Below are 22,119 nucleotides of genomic sequence, written 5' to 3'. Positions count from 1 at the left end.
CCTGACGCCATGCGAACGCCATGCCGGCAAAACGGTGCATTCGCGGGGCGAGGCAACAGGTCAGGGCACAAGTGCGTGGCCGGCTTTGTTACATGGGCCATTGTAGGAACTACCCGGGCAGCGCGACCATGCAATATCCAGCTCCGCCAACCGCGCCAAGCCTCAGCAAACGCCGCGTGCCTCAGGCGGCGCGCGGGCCGCGCGCGCCGGACTCCACATCCCAGCTTGTGCCGCTGGCGTGGTGCAGCAGCCGCACCGGCACGGGCTCGACTTTCCAGATGCGCTCGCAATACTCGCGGATCGCCCGGTCCGAGGAAAACCTGCCCGAGCGTGCGCACGACAGCACTGACATGCGCTGCCAGCGCTGCGGATCGGTAAACACATCCGATACCAGCTGCTGGCATTCAATGTAAGAGGCAAAATCCGCCATCAGCAGATAAGGGTCGTGCCCCTGCTGCGGGTTGAACAACGGACGGAACAGCGCCGGGTCCCCGCGCGAGAAGAAGCCCTGCTGGACCAGGTCGATCACCGCGCGCAGTTGCGGGTTGCTGTGGTAGTAGGCCGCGGGGTCATAATTGTTGGCACGCAGCGCATAGACTTCGGGCGCGGTCAGGCCGAACGGGAAGAAGTTGTCGTTGCCCACGGCCTCGCGCAGTTCGATATTGGCGCCGTCCATGGTGCCGATGTTCAGTGCGCCATTCATCGCGAACTTCATGTTGCCGGTGCCGGAGGCCTCCTTGCCCGCCAGCGAAATCTGCTCGGCCAGGTCCGCCGCCGGGTAGATGCGCTGCCCGTAGGTGACGTTGAAGTTGGGCAGGAACACCACCTTGAGCCGGTCCCGCACCTGCGGGTCGCGGTTGACCACGTCGGCCACCGAGGTGATGAAGCGGATCATGAGCTTGGCATAGGCGTAGCCGGGCGCCGCCTTGCCGCCGAACAGGAAGGTGCGCGGCGGCATCTGCGCGCCGGGGTCGGACTTGATGCGGTGATACAGTGCAATCACATGCAGCACGGCCAGGTGCTGGCGCTTGTATTCATGGATGCGCTTGACCATCACGTCGAACATGGACGAAGGGTCCACCACCACGCCGGTGGTGTCGCGGATCAGTCGCGCCAGGTCGGTCTTGTTGGCCAGCCGCGCGGCCTGCCATTGCTCGCGGAAGCCGGCGTCGTCAGCATGGGGTTCCAGCGCGCGCAGTTGCTCCAGGTCCGAGATCCAGCCATCGCCGATCGCGTCCGACACCAGCCGCGTCAGCCGCGGGTTGGACAGCGCCAGCCAGCGCCGCGGCGTCACGCCGTTGGTGATGCTGGTGAATTTCTCCGGCCACATTTCGTAGAAGTCCTTGAGCACGTCCTCGCGCATCAGCCGCGAGTGCAGTTCGGCCACGCCGTTGATGGCGTGGCTGCCCACGCATGCCAGGTTGGCCATGCGCACATGCCGTTCGCCGTTCTCACCGATCAGCGACAGCCGCGCCAGCCGCGATTCGTCGCCGTAGAAGCGGATCCGCACCTCGTCCAGGAAGCGCGCGTTGATCTCCAGGATGATCTCGAGGTGGCGCGGCAGCACCCGGCCAAACAGCGGCAGCGGCCACTGCTCCAGCGCCTCGGGCAGCAGCGTGTGGTTGGTGTAGCCAAAGGCTTTCTGCGTGATCTGCCAGGCCTCGTTCCACGGCAGGTCATGGTCGTCGACCAGCAGCCGCATCAGTTCGGCAATGCCCACCGCCGGGTGGGTGTCATTGAGCTGCACCGCGAACTTCTCGTGGAAGCGCGTTACCGGGATGCCGTCGACGGCCAGCAGCCGCAGCATGTCCTGCAGCGAACAGGCGACGAAGAAGTACTGCTGCTCCAGCCGCAACTCCTTGCCCTGGCTGGTCTCGTCGTTGGGGTAGAGGACCTTGGTCAGGTTCTCCGAGGTGACCTTCTTGCTGACCGCGCCCAGGTAGTCGCCGCGGTTGAAGGTATGGAAGTCGAAGGCCTCGGTGGCGTCAGCGCGCCACAGCCGCAGGGTGTTCACGGTATTGACGCGGTAGCCCAGGATCGGCGAGTCGAACGGCACGCCCACCACGGTCTTGGCCGGCACCCAGCGTACGCGGTAGTGGCCGCGATCGTCGGTGTAGTGCTCGGTGTGGCCCCCCAGGCGCACCTGCACCGCCCATTCCGAGCGCTGGATCTCCCATGGGTTGCCGTTGCGCAGCCAGGTATCGGTCTTCTCCACCTGCATGCCGTCCATGATGGTCTGCTGGAAGATGCCGTATTCATAGCGGATGCCATAGCCGAGCGCGGGGATTTCCAGCGTCGCCAGCGAATCCATGAAGCAGGCCGCCAGCCGGCCCAGGCCGCCGTTGCCCAGCCCCGGCTCGACCTCCTGGTCGAGGATGCGGTCGAGATCCAGCCCGGCCGCGGCCATGGCCTCGCGGACCTCGTTGAAGATGCCCAGGTTGATCAGGTTGTTGCCCAGGTGCGGGCCCATCAGGAACTCGGCCGACAGGTAGGCGACGGTGCGCGAGGGCTGGCCCAGGTAGGCCTCGGCGGTGCTGATCCAGCGCTGCACCAGGCGGTCGCGCACGGTATGCGCGGCCGCCTGGTAGAGGTCGTTCTGGCTGGCATGGCCGGGCAGCTTGCCCTGGGTATGGAATACGTGGTCAAGAAAGGCCCGGCGCAGGCTGGCGCCGGACAGCGCGGTACGGGTGTCGTCGGCATGCTCGGGGCGGAAGGCTTCCGTCATGGCGGGCTCCTGCGCATGGGGGTGGGTCAAGCTTAGCGGATGGTGCGATGCGTGCGTGGACGGATCGCGGCGCTGGTCTCGCGCGCGGCACTTTTGGCGCCGCGCACGGCATCGGCCCGCGCGCGCACCGCCGGGGTATCGAACAGCGCACGCACATCGGCATCGAGCCGGCGCTGCCAGTTGGGATGAATGCTGGTGGTGCCGGGCAGGTTGGGCTGCTCGGCTTCTCCCAGCAGGTCTTCCAGCGGCACCAGCCGCATGGCGGTGCGCGCCGTGCCCAGCCACGCCAGTACGGCATCGAGCGGGGCATGGGCGGGGTCCGGCTCGGCGCCGCTGCACAGCCCCGCATCGCACAGCGCCTGCCATAGCGCACTGCGCTCGCGCGCACGGCCGGCTTGCACGTCTTCGAGGGTTTCGCCGGGCGCCAGCAGGCGCAGCCGGTCGCGCCACGCCAGGTCACGGCCGGCCCACCAGCCGGTGACCGTGGGAAGGTCGTGCGTCGAGGTGGTGCCGACGGCATCGGGCTGCCAGTCCGCGGGCGGCAGGAAGGCCGGCACTGTGTCGACCGCCGCGTCGGGCACGCGGTGCGCTGCCTCCGCCGCATCGGCGGGCGCGCTTTCTTCGCGCTGGAACCACAGCACGTCGATGCCCAGCACGCCACGCGCCGACAGCGCCGCATTCAGCTCCGGCGGTACCGTGCCCAGGTTCTCGCCGATGATGATGGCGCGGTGCCGCCATGACTCCAGCGCCACCAGCCGCAGCATGTCCTGCAGTGGGTAGCGCAGGTAGGCGCCGTCGCTCGCCGGGGCGCCGGCCGGCACCAGCCACAGGCGCGCCAGGCCCAGCACATGGTCGATGCGCAGGCCGCCGGCATGGGCCAGGTTGGCGCGCAGCATTTCCAGGAAGGCGGCGTAGCCGTGGCGGCGCAGTCCGCGCGGCGAGAACACCGCCACGCCCCAGTCCTGCCCGAGCGGGTTGTACAGGTCCGGGGGCGCGCCGGCATGGAAGCCCGCCAGGATTTCCTGTTGCCGCGTCCAGGCCTGGCTGCCGCCAGGGTCGGCGCCTACCGCCAGGTCGGAGACGATGCCGACCGCCATGCCGGCATTGCGTGCCCCCCGCTGCGCGCGTGCCATGCCGTCGGCGGCGATCCATTGCAGGAAGGCGTGGTAGCCAACCGCATCGGCATGGGCCTGTGCAAAGGCCGCCACGGCGGCGTCGCCGGGCGAGCGCAGCGTGACCGGCCAGCAGCGCCAGTCGGGCGCGGCGTTGTGGTTCGTGCCGCTGGCGCTGTCGGCCAGCCGCTGGGCCTGGATCGCCTCGTAGCAGGCGTGCGCATGCAGCGTAGTGCCGCCGCGCGCGCGAAAGGCGGCGCAGTCATCGAGCGTCGCGCGCGGCAGCAGCGTCTCGCGGCGCTCCCATAGCCACCGCAGGATGGCGTAGCGCAGCGGCGCCAGCGCGATCCAGTCGATCTCGCTGCGCGCTTCCAGCGCGGCCAGCGCTTCGCCCGCGCCCAGCGCGGCGATGGCCGCGTCCACCGCGGCCTGCCCGAACTGCGCGGCGGGGTCGGCATAAAGCGGGTTCAGGAACAGCCGGCTGGACGGCGCGTACGGGCTATAGCGCTCGGGAAGCGCGGCAAAGCCGGCGTGCAGCGGGTTGATGGCCACGGCGTCGGCGCGGGCGCCGGCGGCGCTGATGCAGCACTGCGCCAGCGCGCTCAGGTCGCCCATGCCGCAGGGCGCGCCGCGCCGCAGGCTGTAGAGCTGCACCGCCAGGCCCCAGGGCCGGGTCAGTTCGCCCGCGCGACCGGCGTGGCGCAGGGCATCGGCAACGCCGTAGCAGCGTGGCGGCGCAACCGCCAGCACGGTGTGCGCATCGCCCAGCTCCAGGCGGTGGTAGCCGCATACGTCGATGGCCGGCAGCAGCATGGCGCCGTCGCTGTCGCGCGCGCTGTCATCGTTGCCGCGCACTGCGGTGCCGGTGACGATGGCGCCGTCCTCCAGCGTCAGCCGGTAGGCGCGCTGCGGCAGCGTATGCGGCCACGGCACCGCCATGGGCTTGCCGCGCTCGGCGGTGACCAGCGGCGGCAGCGCGTGCGCGGCGTCGTCGGACGCAAGCCACGCGCGCGACGCCTCGCACTGGCCAGTGGTGGCACCAGGGAGGCCCAGCCCGTCCAGCACGCGCCGCAGCGCGGCGTCGGAGACCGTCCGGGGCTGGTTCCAGGCATCCGTCCACTGGGGCAGCAGGCCCGCGCGCAGCGCCAGCGCATGCAGCGGCGTGGGTGCGGCGCGGTGGGTGGGGTGGCGGGTGGCGCGCGGGCTCACGCTTGTGCCTCCTGCGGCGCGCCCGGATCCGGACTTTCCTGGGGTGCCCCCAGGGGCGGGCTTTCCTGGGGCGCGCTATGGCGGCTGCGGGCCTGCGCCGCCAGGAGCACCAGCGAGTGGCCCGCCACCGCCTGGTTGTTGGCGACCGCCTCGGCCGCGAGCTCGGCTTCGGTGGCGTCGGGCCGGCTGCTGTCGAACAGCAGCGTCCAGGCCAGCGCGGGCGCGGGCAGCAGGAAAGATGCATCGGCATCGCCCGCGTTGAGCAGCAGCAAGGTTACCTGCACGGTGTCAGCATCGCTCTCTTCCTCTTGCGCCAGCGAGCCCAGCTGCGCGCGCTCCGGTTGAGGCGGCGCGGCCGCGCGGCGCAGCGCGAGCGTGCGGATCTCCGGATCGGCCCATTCCTCGGGGGTGGGCGGCTTGCCGTCGGTATCGAACCAGGCAATGTCGGCAATGCCATGCGCCGGTTCCTCGCGTCCGTGCGCAAAGCGGTCGCCGGCCAGGGAATGCAGCCGCCGGCGCAGGGCCAGCAGGCGGCGCACCATGTGCTGCAGCGGCTGCGCGCCGGGCGTCTGGGCCTGCTTCCAGTCCAGCCACGAGATCTCGTTGTCCTGGCAGTAGGCGTTGTTGTTGCCGTGCTGGCCGCGGCCCCATTCGTCGCCGGCGGTCAGCATCGGCGTGCCTTGCGACAGCAGCAGCGTGGCCATCAGCGCCTGTGCCACGCGCTGGCGCCGCATCAGGATCTCCGGGTCGTCGGTAGGACCCTCCACGCTGCCGTCCGGGCTCCAGTTGGCGCTGGCGTTATCGTCGGTGCCGTCGCGGTTGTCTTCGCCGTTGGCCTCGTTGTGCTTGCTGCTGTAGCTGACCAGGTCGGCCAGGGTGAAGCCATCGTGCGCGGTGATGAAGTTGATGCTGGCCCACGGGCGCCGGTGGCGGCGGTCGAACAGGTCGGCCGAGGCCGCCAGCCGCGCCGCCAGCTCGCCGCGGTGGCCGGCGTCGCCGCGCCAGAAGCGGCGGGTCACGTCGCGGAACTTGTCGTTCCACTCGGCAAAGCCGGGTGGGTGGTTGCCCAGCTGGTAGCCGCCGGGGCCCAGGTCCCACGGCTCGGAGATCAGCTTGACGCGGCTCAGCACCGGGTCCTGCATCAGCGCATCGAAGAAGCCCGAGCCTGGGTCGAAGCCATTGCCCTCGCGCCCGAGCGTGCTGCCCAGGTCAAAGCGGAAGCCGTCGACGTGGTAGCACTGCACCCAGTAGCGCAGCGAATCCATCACCATCTGCAGCACGCTCGGATGCGACAGGTTGAGGGTGTTGCCGCAGCCGGTGTCGTTGATGTAGTGGCGCTCGTCGCCCGGCATCAGCCGGTAGTAGCTGGCATTGTCCAGCCCGCGCCAGGACACCGTCGGCCCCAGTTCGTTGCCTTCGCAGGTGTGGTTGTAGACCACGTCCAGGATCACTTCGATACCGGCGGCGTGCAGGCGCCGCATCGCTACCTTGCACTCCTGCAGTTGCCCGGTGCCGAGATAGGCGGGCTCCGGCGCAAAGTACGCCAGGGTGTTGTAGCCCCAGTAGTTGCGCAGGCCGCGCTCCAGCAGGAAGCGGTCCTGCAGGATGGCGTGCACCGGCAGCAGTTCGACCGTGGTCACCCCGAGCTGCAGCAGGTGGTCGATAAAGCGCGGATCGCACAGCGCGGCGAAGCTGCCGCGCAAATGGGGCAGCAGGTCGCCGCGCAGCATCGACAGGCCGCGCAGGTGGGCTTCGTAGATGACGGTGGCGGGCCACGGCACCGCGGGCGGGCGGTCGTCGCCCCAATGGAAGCTTTCGTCCACCACCACCGCCTTGGGCATGGTCGGGGCGCTGTCGCGGCGATCCGGCGTGAGGTCGCCGCGCGCGCTTTGCAGGCGGTAGCCGAACAGCGCATCGGACCAGCGCACCGGTCCGCTCAGCTGGCGCGCATACGGGTCCAGCAGCAGCTTGTGCGGGTTGAAGCGGTGGCCGTGCACGGGATCGTAGGGACCGTGCGCGCGGTAGCCGTACAGCGTGCCCAGTGCGGCGTTCGGCAGATAGCCGTGCCAGATCTCGTCGGTGCATTCCGGCAGCGGCAGGCGCGCCAGTTCCTTGCGGCCGTTGTCGGAAAACAGGCACAGGTCGATGCGCGGGGCGTGCGCGGAGAACACCGCGAAATTGACCCCCAGGCCGTCCCAGTTGGCGCCCAGGGGAGATGGCTTGCCGGGCAGGAGCCGGTCGGCAATCTGGCGGGTCATGTGGATGCGCCCCGGCTACTGCCACCGTGATCGAAGCGCAGCACCAGCGTGGCCAGCGGCGGCAGCGTCAGCGCGAGCGAAGCCGGCTGGCCGTGTGACGGCACCTCCACCGCCGCCACTGCGCCGCCGTTGCCGACATTGCTGCCGCCATACACGGCCGCATCGGTATTCAGGCATTCCTGCCAGGTGCCTGCGTACGGCACCCCGAGCCGGTAGTTGTAGCGCGGCACCGGGGTCATGTTTGCCACCACCAGCACCGCCTCGCGGCTGTCGGGACCGGCGCGGCGCAGCCATGCGAACACGCTGTTGTGGTTGTCGTCGCCGACCACCCAGCGGAAGCCCTCGGGGCTGTGGTCCAGCGCATGCAGCGCGGGCAGTTCGCGGTAGAGGCGGTTGAGGTCGCGCACCAGCGTATGCACGCCGCGGTGCATGGGCTGGTCCAGCAGCGGCCAGTCCAGCTCGGCATCGTGGTTCCATTCCTGCCACTGCGCCAGCTCGCCGCCCATGAACAGCAGCTTCTTGCCCGGGTGGGTCCACATGAAGCCGTAGTAGGCGCGCAGGCCGGCGAAGCGCTGCCAGTCGTCGCCGGGCACCTTGCCGATCATCGACCCCTTGCCGTGCACCACCTCGTCGTGCGACAGCGGCAGCACGAAGGCTTCGGACCAGGCGTAGACCAGGCCAAAGGTCATGTCCTGGTGGTGCCAGGCGCGGTGGATGGGCTCATGGCCAAGGTAGTGCAGCGTATCGTGCATCCACCCCATATTCCATTTGAAGTCAAAGCCGAGCCCGCCGCTGGCCACGCTGGCGGTCACGCCGGGCCATGCGGTGGACTCCTCGGCGATGGTCAGTGCGCCGGGGCAACGCTCATGGACCACGGCGTTGAGTTCGCGCAGGAAGTCCACGGCTTCGAGGTTTTCGCGGCCGCCGAAGCGGTTTGGCACCCACTGGCCGGGCTCGCGGCTGTAGTCGCGGTAGAGCATGGACGCCACCGCGTCGACGCGCAGGCCGTCGGCGTGGAAGTGCTCCAGCCAGTGCAGCGCGCCGGCCAGCAGGAAGCCGCGCACCTCGTTGCGGCCGAGGTTGTAGATCAGCGTGTTCCAGTCCTGGTGGAAGCCTTCGCGCGGGTCCTTGTGCTCATACAGCGCGGTGCCGTCGAAGCGCGCCAGTCCGTGCGGATCGGTGGGGAAGTGCGCCGGCACCCAGTCCAGGATCACGCCGATCCCAGCCTGGTGGCAGCGGTCGATAAACGCGGCGAAGGCCTGCGGCGGGCCCAGGCGCGCGGTGGGCGCATACAGCGACAGCGGCTGGTAGCCCCAGGAGCCGCCGAACGGGTGCTCGGTGACGGGCAGCAGCTCGATATGGGTGAAGCCAAGCTCCTGCACGTAGGGCACCAGCCGCTCGGCCAGGATTTCCCAGCCGCGTTGCGGGTCGTTGGCGGCGCGCAGCCACGACAGCACATGGACTTCGTAGACGGACATCGGCGCGCTGTAAGGGTCGGCGACTTCGCGGCGCGCCATCCAGTCGGCGTCGTGCCAGGTGAATGGTGGCGCGCCTTGCCCCGGCCCGGCGACAACCGATGCGGTGGCGGGCGGCGCCTCGGTGGCCTGCGCCAGCGGGTCGGCCTTGTCGGGCAGTTCGGTGCCCTGCGGGTCGAGCAGGTCGTACTTGTAGCGGCTGCCCGGCTGCGCGCCCAGCGCGGCAGGGACGAACAGCTCCCAGATGCCGCTGGGATGGCGCAGCCGCATCGGGTGCCGCGCCGGGTGCCAGCCGTTGAAGTCGGCGATCACCGAGACACGCCGCGCGTTGGGTGCCCAGACCGCAAAGCGCACGCCGTCGATGCCGTCCACGCGTTGCCATTGCGCGCCCAGGCAGGCGCCCAGCTCGAAGTGGCGGCCCTCGGCGATCAGGTGCAGGTCCAGCTCGCCCAGCAGCAGTCCGAAAGCGTAGGGATCGGCGCTGCATTGCTCGGTGCCGTCGGACCATTGCACGCGCAGCCGGTAGCCGGCGGCATCGGCTTTGTGTGCGCGCGGCAGACGCGCGGCGAAGATGCCGCCGCCATGCAGCCGCTCCATTTGCGCCAGCGGCGTTCCGCTGGCATCGGCCAGCTGCACCGATGCCGCGCCCGGCAGGCAGGCGCGCACCAGCGTGCTGTCGCCATCAGGGTGGGGGCCCAGCACCGCAAACGGGTCATGGTGGCGCGCGCCAAGCAGGGCCTCGAGTTCATGGACCGGGAGCATGCCGGTTTGCGTGCCGGCGGTGGTGTTGGCCGCAGGGCTCATGGCTGGCCTCCCGGCATGGCCAGCTTGCGCAGCAGGCGGGCCAGGCCGCTGACCGGCAGGTCGATCCACGCCACGCGGTTGGCGGCTTCGTATTCGACTTCATAGGCCGCACGCTCCAGCAGGAACAGGTCGAGCAGGGGCTGCAGCTGGTCGGGCGCCACCCATGGCGCGGGCGAGGCCTCCATGTGCTGGCGGTAGCAGGTCAGGAAGGCTTCGTTGGCGGTGGCGCGGAATTGCTCCAGCAGCACCGCGCGGCGTTCGGCCAGCTGCGGCGGCAGTTCGCTGTGGGTGCGTTCCTGGCGATCAGTGCCTACCGTGGCCGCGGCATAGTCGAGCGAGCGCAGCAGTCCTGCCACATCGCGTAGCGGCGAGGTCTTGCGGCGGCGCCAGTCCAGCGGCAGGCCGGGCTCGCCTTCGAAGTCGACCAGGTAGGTGTCGTTCTGCGCGATCAGTACCTGGCCCAGGTGGAAGTCGCCGTGAATGCGCGTCTGCAGGCTGCCGGGCGCGGCGGCGGCAAGCTGTTCGACCAATGCGGGCAGTGCGTCGCGCGCGGCCAGCAGGGTCTGCACGTCGGCCTCGAAGGCCTGGCGCACCGGGCCGGGCACGGTGGCGGGCGGAGGCTGCAGCCGGTTCAGCGCGCGCTGCAGCGCGTCCATGGCTTGGCCGGCCCACGCGCGCGCATCGCCATCAGTGGCCGGCAACGGCGCGAAGGCGTCGTCGCCGGTGGGGCGCGCCAGCACGGCATGCAGTTCGGCCAGCCGGCGGCCGAGCGTGCCGGCCAGCGCGGCGTAGCCGTTCATGGCCTCGCCGAATTCGTCCTCGCCTTCCTGCGAGGGCAGGGCGTCGTCGATGGTGCGGCCCAGGTAGTCCAGGGTCCAGTCCCAGCCATTGCCCTGGTTCAGAATATAGCCCTGCAGCAGCATCAGCGTATGCGGCACGCCATCCGACCCGGTGCGCACCACTTCGCCCAGCAGCGGGGCCGCATGCGCATAGCCCTGCGCGGTCAGGTAGCGCGTCATCTCGGCCTCGGGGTGGATCCCGCCCGAGAGCCGGCGCACCAGCTTGAGCACGGCCGAGCTGTTGTACGACAGGGAGCTGTTCGACTGCTCGGCCGACATGTACTCGATCGGGTCGTTCTCCAGTTCCAGCGCGGCCAGGCCGGGTTCGGCGCGGAAGTGGATGATGTCGTTGCCGGCATGCATCTGCACGTCATTGCGCAGCGCGCGCACTACTTCGCGCGCAAAGGGCTCGATCACGAAGCCATCGGTGGCCAGCCCGACGCGGCTGCCCTGGCGCACGCGCGCCATCGACAGACCCTGCGCCAGTTGCGACACGCCGTCGGCGCTTTCGCGGTCCCACAGGATGCCCAGCGGCAACTGGTAGCGTTCGGTGCGCCCGGGCAGGGACACTTCGACCTCGCCCAGGTAGATATCCTCGCCGCTGCTGCCGCGCGTAAAGGGCAGCAGGTAGGTCAGCGCGATGCGCTCGATGCGCTCGTGCTTGGCGCCGAACCAGCGGCGCCGGCCGATATAGTGCGGCAGGACTTCGCTGGCCATGAGGCGGCGCGAGGCGTCGGTCAGTTCGGGCCTGCCTGTGTTCTGCATCACAAGCGTGATCTGGTCTGGCATCTGCTCTGGTGCCTCCACGTGCCATGAGGGCGGCTGGGCCTCGTCGCTCAGCACGAACCAGTAGAAGCCGTAAGGCGGCAGCGTCAGCAGGTAGGTCAGCGTGCCGATGGCCGGGAACGGCGTGGCGCCCATCATCTCCACCGGCACGCGGCCGTTGAAGGCGGACAGGTCCAGTTCCACCGCCTGCGGCGCGCGCGACAGGTTGGCCACGCACAGGATATGCTCGCCCTCGAACTCGCGCAAGTAAGCCAGGATCTTGCGGTTGCCGGGAAACAGGAAGCGCAGCGTGCCGCGGCCAAAGGCACGGTGCTTGCGGCGCAGTGCCAGCATGCGCCGCATCCAGTTCAGGAGCGAATGCGGGTCGCGCGCCTGCGCCTCCACGTTGACTGCCTCGTAGCCGTACAGCGGCCCCTGCAGCGGCGGCAGCACCAGCCGCTCGGGATCGGCGTGCGAGAAGCCGCCGTTGCGGTCGGGTGACCACTGCATCGGCGTGCGCACGCCATCGCGGTCGCCCAGGTGGATGTTGTCGCCCATGCCGATCTCGTCGCCGTAGTAGATTACCGGCGTGCCCGGCATCGAGAACAGCAGGCTGTTCATCAGCTCGATGCGGCGGCGGTCGCGCTCCATCAGCGGCGCCAGCCGGCGGCGGATGCCCAGGTTGATGCGCGCGCGCCGGTCCGAGGCGTAGACCTCCCACAGGTAGTCGCGCTCGCTGCTGGTCACCATCTCCAGCGTCAGTTCATCATGGTTGCGCAGGAAGATGGCCCACTGGCAGTTGGGGGGCACTTCCGGCGTCTGGCGCATGATGTCGGTGATCGGGAAGCGGTCTTCGCGCGCGATCGCCATGTACATGCGCGGCATCAGCGGGAAGTGGAAGGCCATGTGGCATTCGTCGCCCTCCGGGTCGGGCCCGGTCAGGCCGAAGTACTGCTGGGCATCTTCCGGCCACATATTGGCTTCGGCCAGCAGCATGCGGCCGCGGAAGTGCTGGTCCAGGTGCGCGCGGATATGGCGGATGACGGCGTGGGTCTCCGGCAGGTTCTCGTTGCTGGTGCCTTCGCGCTCCACCAGGTACGGCACCGCGTCCAGGCGCAGTCCGTCGATGCCCATGTCGAGCCAGAAGCGCATCACCGACAGCACTTCGTTGAGCACCTGCGGGTTGTCAAAGTTCAGGTCCGGCTGGTGCGAGTAGAAGCGGTGCCAGAAATAGGCGCCCGCCACCGGGTCCCAGCTCCAGTTGGACTTCTCGGTATCGCAGAAGATGATGCGGGTGCCGGCGTAGGACTGGTCGTGGTCGGACCACACGTAGTAGCGGCGCGCCGCCGAGCCGGGCTTGGCCTTGCGCGCGCGCTGGAACCACGGGTGCTGGTCCGAGGTGTGGTTGATGACCAGTTCGGTGATGACGCGCAGCCCGCGTACATGGGCTGCGGCGACGAAGCGCCGCGCCTCGGCCAGCGTGCCGTAGTCGGGGTGTACGTTGCGGTAGTCGGCAATGTCGTAGCCGTCGTCGCGGCGCGGCGACGGATAGAACGGCAGCAGCCAGACGGTGTCCACGCCCAGGTTGACCAGATAGTCGAGCTTGGCCTGCAGCCCGGCGAAGTCGCCCACGCCGTCGCCGTTGGCGTCGTAGAAGGACTTGATGTGCAACTGGTAGATGACCGCGTCCTTGTACCAGAGCGGGTCGGCATTGAGCAGGGCGGCATTGCCGGTTTCGGTAAGGCGTCTCATCCGTGTCTCCACGTATGCCTGTCAGGCGCCGTGCGGGTCTATTGGCACCGGCGCTGTGGGCGGGCGGGGAGCGGGACGTTCCAGCGGACGCACGTGCCAGACCGTGAAGGGCAGCAGCGCCGGGTCGAGCCGGATGCGCTGGTGCTTGCCGCGCAGCTCGAAGTGCTGGCCGCGCATCAGGTCCTGCACCGCCAGGCCGGCCTGGTCGGGCAGGCCCCATTCCCACAGCGGGATTTCGATATCGGTGTCGTGCACCGTGCGCGGATCCAGGTTGATCGCCGCCAGCAGCACGTCGTCGCCGAACAGGTAGTCGGTACCCGGCACGAAGCGCGCGAACCACAGCACCGCATCGCTGCCAGCGTGGTAGAAGCGCAGCCCGAGGTGGTTCTGCAGTGCGGGGTGCCCGGCGCGGATCTCGTTCAGGCGGGAGATCTCGGCGACGATATTGCCCGGCTGCCGCCAGTCGCGCACGCGCAGCTGGTATTTCTCGGAGTCCAGGTATTCCTCGCGCACCTTGCCGTCCAGCACGAAGGGCGCGCTCTCGCACAGCTCGAAGCCGCTATACATGCCCCACAGCCCCGACAGCAGCGTCGCCAGCGCCGCGCGGATCAGGAAGGCGGCGCGGCCGCCCTGGTGCAGGAAATAGGGGTTGATATCGGGCGTGTTGACGAAGAAGTGCGGGCGGAAGAAGTCGCGCAGCGGGCTCTGGGTGAGCTCGGTCATATACTCCGTCAGCTCCCACTTGGTGTTGCGCCAGGTGAAGTAGGTGTACGACTGGCTGAACCCCAGCTTGGCGAGCCGCGCCATCATCTTGGGCCGGGTGAAGGCCTCGGCCAGGAAGATGGTGTCAGGGTGGCGCGCGCGCACGTCGGCGATCATCCATTCCCAGAACGGCAGCGGCTTGGTATGTGGGTTGTCCACGCGGAAGATGCGCACGCCGTGGTCGGCCCAGAACATCACCACGTCGCGCAGCGCCTGCCACAACGCCGCACCAGCCGGCGGCGCCGCGTAGAAATCGACGTTGACGATGTCCTCGTACTTCTTCGGCGGGTTCTCGGCATAGCGCAGTGAGCCGTCGGGCCGGTGCGCGAACCACTCCGGGTGGTCCTTCAGCCACGGATGGTCGGGCGAGCACTGGATCGCGAAGTCCAGCGCCAGCTCCAGGCCGTTGGCGGCGGCAGCGTCGATCAGGCGGCGGAAATCCTCGAAGGTGCCCAGCTCGGGATGCAAGGCATCGTGGCCGCCTTCGTCGCCGCCGATGGCGTAGGGGCTGCCCGGGTCGCCGGGCTCGCTGCGCAAGCTGTTGTTGCGGCCCTTGCGATGGGTGCGGCCGATCGGGTGAATCGGCGTGAAGTAGAGCACATCGAAGCCCATCGCGCGGATCGCGGGCAGCCGCGCAATCACATCGTCAAAGGTGCCGTGGCGCTGCGTGTCATTGCTTTGCGAGCGCGGGAACAGCTCATACCAGCTGGCATAGCGCGCGGCCAGGCGGTCGGCCTCGACGGGCATGGCCACCGGATGGCGCGATGCGAACGGGCGTCCTGCCGGCGTTTGCATCACGGCGTGCATCGCCGTCGCGGTGCGCTGGGACAGCAGCAGTTCGAGGCGGCGCTCGTCATTGCCGGCCGCGGCAGTCAGTGCATCGACGATGGCGGACAGCTCGCTGTCCTCGGAGGCCTTCTGGTTGTCCTTCTTGCCGTTGCGGGCTGGCTGGAGCAGTGCGTCCGCGACCAGCCGCGCGCCTTCTTCGGTTTCAAGCGCCACGTTCAGTCCGGCCGCGCGCTTCTTGCCGATCTCGTCGAGCCAGCTGGCGAAGGTGTCGCGCCAGGCCTCGACCGTGAATTCATGCCGCCCCAGCGCCACCAGCGGGAAGCTGCCTTCCCAGCGGTCGTTGATCAACGGCTGCATTGGCGCTTCGTGCCAGCCGGTCTCGCCCGGCGCGCGCCAAAGCACGGCGGCGGCGAGCTTGTCGTGGCCGTCCATCCAGATGTCGGCGCTGACGGTCACGCGCTCGCCCACCACGCGCCGCACCGCGAAGCGGCCTTCGTCGCAGGATGGCTCGACCCGCTCGATGGCGATGCGCGAGGCCTCCATCGCCGCCACCACGCTGCCCAGGCCGGTCACGGCCAGGGTTTCATGGCCATGCGGCGCGCGCGCGCCGGGGCGCGGCATGCCTGGCCGGCTTAGCGGCACCGGGGGCACTTCATACAGGCGGATATCCGCGGGCGCCAGCGTGATGCGGTCAAGCGCGTCAAGGCGGCTGGTGCCGTCGATCGTACCGCCGGGGCCGCCTGCCGCGGGCTCAAGGCGGGCGCTGGCGTGCGGCAATGCGCTCAGCACGCGGTCGGCGCCAAGGCTGCCCGGTGCGATCGGGTCGGGGTTGAGCACCACGGCCAGCGCCGGGCCACCGTCAGGCACGGCGGGGTCATCGCGTTGGACCTTCGCATCGGGTAACGCGCAGTTGCCGTCTGGCGCGGGCAGACGCGCCAGCACCGTCAGCGGTGCATCGGGGCCGCTCAGCAGCCGCACGCCGAGGGCCGGCGCCGGATTGCGCGCGGCGAGCCAGGTGTTGGCCTCCAGCAGTTCATGGGTGATGTCGTAGGGCGCGCCGTCGTGCGCAGCGCCGTCAGGGGCCAGCGGGTCGCGCGCGAGCGCGCCGCCGGTCTCGAAGCCCGCCGGCACCAGGATGCCGTCGCCGATCGCGGCTGCGGTCCACAGCGCGCGGCGCGCGCTGAGCGCGTCATGGCTGGACGGGGTCAGCGCCGGTGCCGCCAGGACCCGGCCAAAGCGGCGCAGGCGCGCCATTTCCTCGGTCAGCCAGGCACTTCGATAGTCCCACCACGGCAGCGAGCAGAAGGCGCCGTCGAAGCCGGCCGGCGCCAGCTCGTCCAGCTGCGCCGGCGTCAGGCCCGGCGTCCAGGCAAGAAAGCGCGCGATGCCAGGCGCCTGGTCCGGCACGGCATCGCTGCGCAAGGTTTCCAGCAGCGCGGTCCAGCACCTGCCGGGTACGCGTGCCGGCGCACGACAGCAGAAGCCCGCGGCGCCCGCCGCCCGGGCCATGCGCAGCCGCGCCGCCCACCACTGCACCAGCGCTTCGGCAATTTGCCGGTCATGCCAGCGCAGGCGCGTGCCGGGGATATGGTTGTCGGTCTCGTGAGGGGCGTAGGCCGGAGACGCGGTGTCGATCCAGGCGACGTCCGGCAGATCGTCTGCCCCGGCGGCGCCGTCGGCCATATAGCGGTCCAGTGAAATATCCAGCAGCGGTGCCAGCCCATGTCGGGCGCATGCCGCAAGCGTGTCTTCCCCGGGCAGGTGCGGCCAGCCGCCGATCAGTACGTGGTCGAAGCCCAGTGCCGCCACGCGCTGCAGCGCGTGCTGATCGGCATCGGGCATTCCGGTCAGGTCGATCTGGCAGATCCGCACAAAGTCCTCCCGGGGTTTCGCTCCGGTGGAGCAACAAAATCCCGAGCCGGCGCCTCGCGGCCAGCCGGCGGGATGGCACTGCCATGCGAAGTGCGTGCCAGCACGCCCGGCCCGGCGCCGTTATGCCCCGAGACAAGGCGCTTCAAGGGAAAACGCCGCCGCCCTTCATGTGCGCGATGCGGAGCTGCTTGTAAAAACTACCGGCTCGCGCCATGCCGATGGAAAGAACGCGCGGGGCGGCAGGCCGGGCTTGCGCAGGACCGCACTGGCAGTCGCCCCGGCACCGTCCGGGAAGGGTTTCGCGTGCAAGCCGCTTTTGGCCGTTGCGCAGCGCGTGCGGCAGGTCAGCCCGGAATGGCGCGCGGATCGTGGCCGAAGCTGTTGCGCGCCCGGATCTGGCCGTCGCGGCCGTGGATCAGCAGTTCGACATGTTCGCGCTGCGCCTTGGTGGTGCCGGCCGCCACCGCTTCTTCCTGCGTGGCATGGTGCGATTCAGCGTAGCGCGCGCCTTCGTGGATGACATCCCAGCCCTCGTCGTGCGGGACGACGTGTATGTTGCTGCCCATGTTGTGTCTCCTCGAATAGGGATGCATTCATTGTGGCGTATCTGCGCGCGCTGTCTATCCGGCGGTGTCTGACAGGCGCGCAAAGCGCACTAGGTTCCACTTTTCGATGGAAATCCCTGGTTATTTGTCGGGCCTCTTGTAAGCTGGACTTGGATCGCAAAAAGAGGAGCGGACCATGCGAGCAAGATTTGCCAGGGGGCTGACGCAGTCGCCGGTGACCGTGGTGGCCCGGGCGTTCGACGGAGAAGCGGTGCGCACTCCCCAGGTGGGCGACCTGGTGACGGTATATAGCCAGGATCAGGACACCGAATTCAATATCCGCTTGTGCGAGGCCGTCGAGCCTGGCCACTGGCGCGGCGTGGTCTACGCGATCGGCCGCGGACAGGACGTGCTGGTCACGGCCGAAGGCCTGGAGATCGACGACGTGGTCGAGGTAATGCGCGAGGAAATCGCCTCCGTCATCCCCTGCGGACGATCCCACTGAACGCCGCACCCCGCGGGTGCGGACATTCCGGTTTTGAAGACGCCTGCGGCTTGGTTCAGGCCGGCCGCGCGGGCTGCTTTGGCACGCCCAGCCACATGGCCAGCCCGCTGGCCAGCAGCAGCGCCGCCAGCAGGTAGAGCGCATTGTCCAGGCTGCCGGTCTGGGTCTTGATCTGCCCGATCACCCACGGGCTGACGATGCCGCTGGTGATGCCGATGCTGCTGATGAAGGCGATGCCCGCGGCCGCGCCCGCGCCCGGCAGGTAGCTGGGCGGCAGCGACCAGAACACTGGCAGCGCGGCAAAGATCAGCACCGCGGCCACCGACAGGATGGCCAGCATCACCGCCAGGCTGGGCAGGTGCAGCGTCAGCGCCGCCAGGGCCAGCGCGCCGCCTGCCGTGCACAGCAGGAAGTGGCGGTGGCGCTCGCCGGTGCGGTCGGAATGGCGCGCGATCAGGATCAGGCCGACCGCGCCCACCGCATTGGGCACCACCGAATACAGGCTGACCGACACCACGTCGGTGATGCCGAAGTCGCGGATCATCAGCGGCATCCAGAAGCTCAGCGCCAGCGAGCCGCAGGTGAGCGAAAAATAGATGAAGGCGAACAAGTACACGCGCGGGTTGCGCAGCACCTGGCGCAACGCCTGCAGCGAATGGCCGCCGGCATGCGCCTGCGCGGCGGTGTCACGCGCCAGGTGGGCGCGTTCGCCGTCGGTCAGCCAACTGGCCTGCTGCGGGCCGTCCACCAGCAAGCGCGCGGCCACCAGCCCCAGCAGCACCGCGGGCGCCCCCTCGATCGCAAACATCCACTTCCAGCCCTGCAGGCCGAGCACGCCGGCCATGTCGCGCATGATCCAGCCGGACACCAGCCCGCCCAGCACGCCCGCCACCGCCACGCCGGCAAAGAAGATCGCCATCACCGCGGCACGCCGGCGCGCCGGGAACCAATAGGTCAGGTAGAGCACGATGCCGGGGAAGAAGCCGGCCTCGAACACGCCCAGCAGGAAGCGCAGCGCATAGAACTGGGTGGGCGTGGAAACAGCCATCATCGCTACCGAAGCCACACCCCACAGCACCATGATGCGCGTGAACGTGTGGCGCGCACCGAAACGTGCCAGCAGCATGTTGCTGGGCACCTCGCACAGCACGTAGCCGACGTAGAAGACGGCGGCGCCCAGGCCGTACATGGCGTCGCTGAAGCCGAGGTCCTGCTTCATCTGCAGCTGGGCGAAGCCGATGTTGATGCGGTCCAGGAACGACACCACGTAGCAGATGAACAGGAACGGGATGATGCGCAGCCAGACCTTGCGGTAGAGCGCGTCTTCATCGGGCGCAGCCAGTGCGGCAAGGGGCTGGGCGGGGGGCGTCAGGCTGGATAGGGACGAAAGATCCCCTGAGACCGGATGGCTCATGAACGTTGTCTCCGTACGGTGGTGGCTGCGGCGGCGGGCAGCCGGCGGGTGCCGCCAGCGGGCCGCGTCTGGCGCGCGTTGGCCCGGGATGGTCTGAGAAAAAACGCGGCGCCGGTGCGGCCGGGCCGCACCGGCGTCAGGTCAGGCTGGCGTCGTGGCCGCCATTGCGGTCACGCCTTCGCGCGCGGCGGCCATGGCGGCCAGCAGCACGTCGTGGTCGCCGATATGGTTGGCCAGCAGCAGGATCAGTTGCGCGTTGGCGGCCTGGCTCTGCGCTTCGTCGAGGTCGCGGTGCATGTCGATCAGTGCTTCGTAGAAGTCGTCGGGTCGCGCCAGGTTGAGCTGGGTGTTGAGCGTATTGGGCATGGAAGTCTCCGCGGTGCAGGGTCTGGCGGGTCTGGCAGATCTCAGGCGGCCATGCGGCCGGGCTGCGGCGCGCGCAGGTCGGCGCCGGTGGCGCGCGCCAGCGCGGCGCGGATCGCGGCCGGGTCGGGGCGGTGCCAGCGGGCGCAGACATGCTGGTCCGGACGGATCAGGTAGCAGGTGCCGGGCGTGGCGCCGTAGCGCGTGGCGGCCAGTCCCTCGTCATCGCGCAGCACGGTGGCACTGGTGCAGGTCAGCGCCGGTTGCGTGGCGTCGGTCACGCAGACCAGCCGCAGCGGCACGCCACTGTCTTTCAGCGCGGCGAGGTCGGCGAGCGTGCCGGCATCGATGGCGTCAGGGTTGCCGAACAGCAGCACCGTGAAGTCCCCGCCCAGGTGCGACAGCAGCCAGCCCGCGCCCTGCGCGCCGGATACCGGCGCATCGCAACAGACCGCTCCGGGCACAAGCTTGCAAGCATAGCCCTGGGCGTCGTCACCGGTGTTCAGCGGCGAGTCCTGCAGCACTGCGGGCACCGACAACCGCCCGCTGTTCACCAGGGTGCGCGCAAACGCATGGCGCTTGGACAGCGTCAGCACTGCATCGCGGAACACGCGGCTCACCGCGCTCTTGGGCGTGATGAAGTCGGTGGAGCGGGTGGAGTTGCGGATGTTCTCGTCGGCGGCATATTCGCGCTCGCTGGCGTAGGTGTCCAGCAGCTTGTCGCAGGCCTGGCCCTGCAGCACGTAGGCCAGCTTCCAGGCCAGGTTCTCCGCGTCCTGGATGCCACTGTTGGCGCCGCGCGCGCCGAATGGCGACACGCCGTGCGCGGCATCGCCGGCAAACAGGATATTGCCGTGGCGAAAACTGTCCATGCGCAGGCAGGAAAAGGTGTAGACGCTGACCCATTCCAGCTCGAATTTCACGTCCTTGCCGAGCAGTGCCTGCACCCGCGGAATCACGCGCTCCGGGGTTTTCTCCAGCACCGGGTCGGCATCCCAGCCCAGCTGGAAGTCGATGCGCCAGACGTTGTCCGGCTGGCGATGCAGCAGCACCGACTGGTTGGGGTGGAAGGGCGGGTCGAACCAGAACCAGCGCTCGGCCGGGAAGTCCGCTTCCATCTTGACGTCCGCGATCAGGAAGCGGTCGCGGAAGGTGCGGCCCTTGCTGTCCAGGCCCAGCAGCTTGCGCATCGGGCTGCGCGAACCGTCGGCGGCGACCACGTAGCGCGCGGCCAGCGGATAGCAGCCGTCAGGTGTTTCGATGGTCAGCACCACGCCGGCATCGCCCGTGTCGCGTTGCTCCAGCCCGACCACCTTGTTGTGCCAGCGGATCTCGATATTGGGCAGCGCCTGCGCGCGTTCCAGCAGGAAGCCTTCGACGTAGTACTGCTGCAGGTTGATGAAGGCGGGGCGGCGGTGGCCGCTCTCGGGCAGCAGGTCGAAGCTGTAGACCTGTTCGTCGCGCAGGAACACCCTGCCGACGTGCCAGCCCACGCCCTTGTCGACCATGCGCTCGCCGCAGCCCAGCCGGTCGAAGATATCCAGCGTGCGCTTGGAAAAACAGATCGCGCGCGACCCGGTGGAGAGCGTGCAGTCGTCGTCCACCAGCACCACGCGCACGCCGCGCTGCGCCAGGTCGATGGCGGTGGCCAGCCCGACCGGGCCGGCCCCGACCACGACCACCGGATGCACCGCGGCGGGTGCTGCCTCAGCGGATTGCCCGGCGCGCTGTTCCGCGCAGGGCTGGTATGCGAACGACAGCCGCTGGTAGTCGATGCTGCTCATGCTTGTGTCTCCATCCAGGCCTTGATGCCTTGTTACCTGTTCTGTTCTGCTTGCGTCAGTCCTGCAGCGCTGCCCACATTTCCTGGTCGCGCTGGGCCGTCCAGATGCGCGGATGGCGCACGCCGGCGGCCTCGTCGTAGGCGCGCGAGACATCGAAGGGCAGGCAATGCTCGTAGATGAAGACGTGGCCGAACTTGGGGTCCATGGCGCGGCGCGTGTGCGCCATCGCGGCCTTCAGGTCGAGCTTTTCGGCCACGGCTTCCTTGCCGGCCTGGAACAGGGTGGAAACGAAGTCCTTGGTGTAGGCGATGCCTTGCTTCACTTCTTCGGGTGTGGTCAGCGCGGGGCCACGGCCCGGCACCAGCTTTTCGGGGTTGAGCGCCTGCAGGGCGTCCAGCGTGGCCGGCCATTGCTCCAGTTGCGCGTCGCCGCAGTAGCAGGCGGCGTCGTATTCGACCAGGTCGCCCGAGAACAGCACCTTCTGCTGCGGCAGCCAGACCACGGTATCGCCCTTGGTGTGGCCCGAGCCCAGGTGCGCGATGCGTACTTCCAGCTTGCCCAGGAACAGGGTGATTTCCTTCTCGAACACCAGCGTCGGCCAGGTCAGGCCGGGCACGGTCTCCACGCCGGCGAACAGGCGCGGGAAGCGTTCGATCTCGGACTTCATGTCGGCCTCGCCGCGCTCGACAATCATCTCGTAGGTGCCGCGGCTGGCGATGACCTGCTGCGCGCCCTCGGCAAAGTAGGCCGACGCGCCCAGCACGCGCACCGCGTGGTAGTGCGACAGCACCACGTACTTGATGGGCTTGTCGGTGATGGTGCGGATGCGCGCGATCAGGTCCTGCGCCATGGCCGGCGTGGCGGTGGTGTCGACGATCAGCACGCCGTCGTCGCCGATGACCACGCCCGAATTGGGATCGCCTTCGGCAGTGTAGGCCCAGGCGTTTTCGGACAGCTGGGTGAAGGTGACTTGCTTGGCTTCCAGGTCGGCCTGCGATGCGAATGCCTTGGACATGGCGTCTTTCCTCTGTGTGGGGGGGCGAGATGGCACCGGCACGGCACGATGGCTGCGTTGCGCTGGCCGCGCGGGCTGTCTCGCCCCGTTCATATGGATGCTGGGATGTCTCACGACGGGGTGCGCCGTGT

At 69.1% G+C, this 22,119-nt stretch carries 12 protein-coding genes; 1 reads left to right on the top strand and 11 read right to left on the bottom strand.

Annotation, left to right across the window (positions count from 1 at the left end; genetic code table 11):
• Positions 1–181 precede the first annotated feature (181 nt).
• From DN412_RS10585 to DN412_RS10555, 7 genes are all read right to left on the bottom strand, one after another.
• Positions 182–2,725, bottom strand: a complete 2,544-nt coding sequence (locus DN412_RS10585) for a glycogen/starch/alpha-glucan phosphorylase (protein WP_115014738.1) — start codon at positions 2,723–2,725, stop codon at positions 182–184.
• A gap of 32 nt (positions 2,726–2,757) precedes the next feature.
• Positions 2,758–5,046: a 4-alpha-glucanotransferase gene (gene malQ, locus DN412_RS10580; protein ID WP_115014735.1), complete on the bottom strand. Its 2,289-nt coding sequence runs from the start codon at positions 5,044–5,046 to the stop codon at positions 2,758–2,760.
• Positions 5,043–7,304: a glycogen debranching protein GlgX gene (gene glgX / locus DN412_RS10575; protein ID WP_115014732.1), complete on the bottom strand. Its 2,262-nt coding sequence runs from the start codon at positions 7,302–7,304 to the stop codon at positions 5,043–5,045. Before glgX ends, malQ begins: the two co-directional genes overlap by 4 nt.
• Complete coding sequence (gene glgB / locus DN412_RS10570) at positions 7,301–9,583, bottom strand: 1,4-alpha-glucan branching protein GlgB (RefSeq protein ID WP_115014730.1); 2,283 nt, start codon at positions 9,581–9,583, stop codon at positions 7,301–7,303. The genes glgX and glgB overlap by 4 nt, the downstream gene beginning before the upstream one ends.
• Positions 9,580–12,939, bottom strand: coding sequence for a maltose alpha-D-glucosyltransferase (treS, locus tag DN412_RS10565; protein ID WP_115014727.1), 3,360 nt, complete (start codon positions 12,937–12,939; stop codon positions 9,580–9,582). Before treS ends, glgB begins: the two co-directional genes overlap by 4 nt.
• 21 nt (positions 12,940–12,960) lie before the next feature.
• Positions 12,961–16,362, bottom strand: a complete 3,402-nt coding sequence (locus DN412_RS10560; RefSeq protein ID WP_115014724.1) for an alpha-1,4-glucan--maltose-1-phosphate maltosyltransferase — start codon at positions 16,360–16,362, stop codon at positions 12,961–12,963.
• Positions 16,363–16,706: 344 nt separating this feature from the next.
• The gene (locus tag DN412_RS10555) at positions 16,707–16,928 is read right to left on the bottom strand and encodes a DUF2188 domain-containing protein (protein ID WP_078200336.1); all 222 of its coding nucleotides are present in this window, start codon (positions 16,926–16,928) and stop codon (positions 16,707–16,709) included.
• 175 nt (positions 16,929–17,103) lie between these two features.
• On the opposite strand from DN412_RS10555, the gene DN412_RS10550 reads away from it, so the two are divergent.
• Positions 17,104–17,412 carry a hypothetical protein gene (locus tag DN412_RS10550; RefSeq protein WP_018310912.1) on the top strand — a complete coding sequence of 103 codons (309 nt, stop codon included), beginning with the start codon at positions 17,104–17,106 and terminating at the stop codon, positions 17,410–17,412.
• Positions 17,413–17,467: 55 nt separating this feature from the next.
• Here the strand turns inward: DN412_RS10550 and DN412_RS10545 are convergent, their stop codons facing one another.
• From DN412_RS10545 to DN412_RS10530, 4 genes are all read right to left on the bottom strand, one after another.
• The gene (locus tag DN412_RS10545; RefSeq protein ID WP_115014722.1) at positions 17,468–18,826 is read right to left on the bottom strand and encodes an MFS transporter; all 1,359 of its coding nucleotides are present in this window, start codon (positions 18,824–18,826) and stop codon (positions 17,468–17,470) included.
• A 141-nt stretch (positions 18,827–18,967) separates the two neighbouring features.
• Positions 18,968–19,192, bottom strand: coding sequence for a DUF2783 domain-containing protein (locus DN412_RS10540; protein ID WP_115014719.1), 225 nt, complete (start codon positions 19,190–19,192; stop codon positions 18,968–18,970).
• Between the two features lie 41 nt (positions 19,193–19,233).
• Positions 19,234–20,973, bottom strand: coding sequence for an FAD-dependent oxidoreductase (locus DN412_RS10535; RefSeq protein WP_115014716.1), 1,740 nt, complete (start codon positions 20,971–20,973; stop codon positions 19,234–19,236).
• Positions 20,974–21,028: 55 nt separating this feature from the next.
• Positions 21,029–21,988 carry an MBL fold metallo-hydrolase gene (locus DN412_RS10530; RefSeq protein WP_078200333.1) on the bottom strand — a complete coding sequence of 320 codons (960 nt, stop codon included), beginning with the start codon at positions 21,986–21,988 and terminating at the stop codon, positions 21,029–21,031.
• Between the last annotated feature and the right edge of the window lie 131 nt (positions 21,989–22,119).

Origin of the sequence: Cupriavidus lacunae (assembly GCF_003353055.1) — a bacterium.
GTDB classification, from domain to species: Bacteria; Pseudomonadota; Gammaproteobacteria; order Burkholderiales; family Burkholderiaceae; genus Cupriavidus; species Cupriavidus lacunae.
Note: the sequence above shows the minus strand (reverse complement) of the source record. Positions and strands in the feature narration are given on the sequence as shown.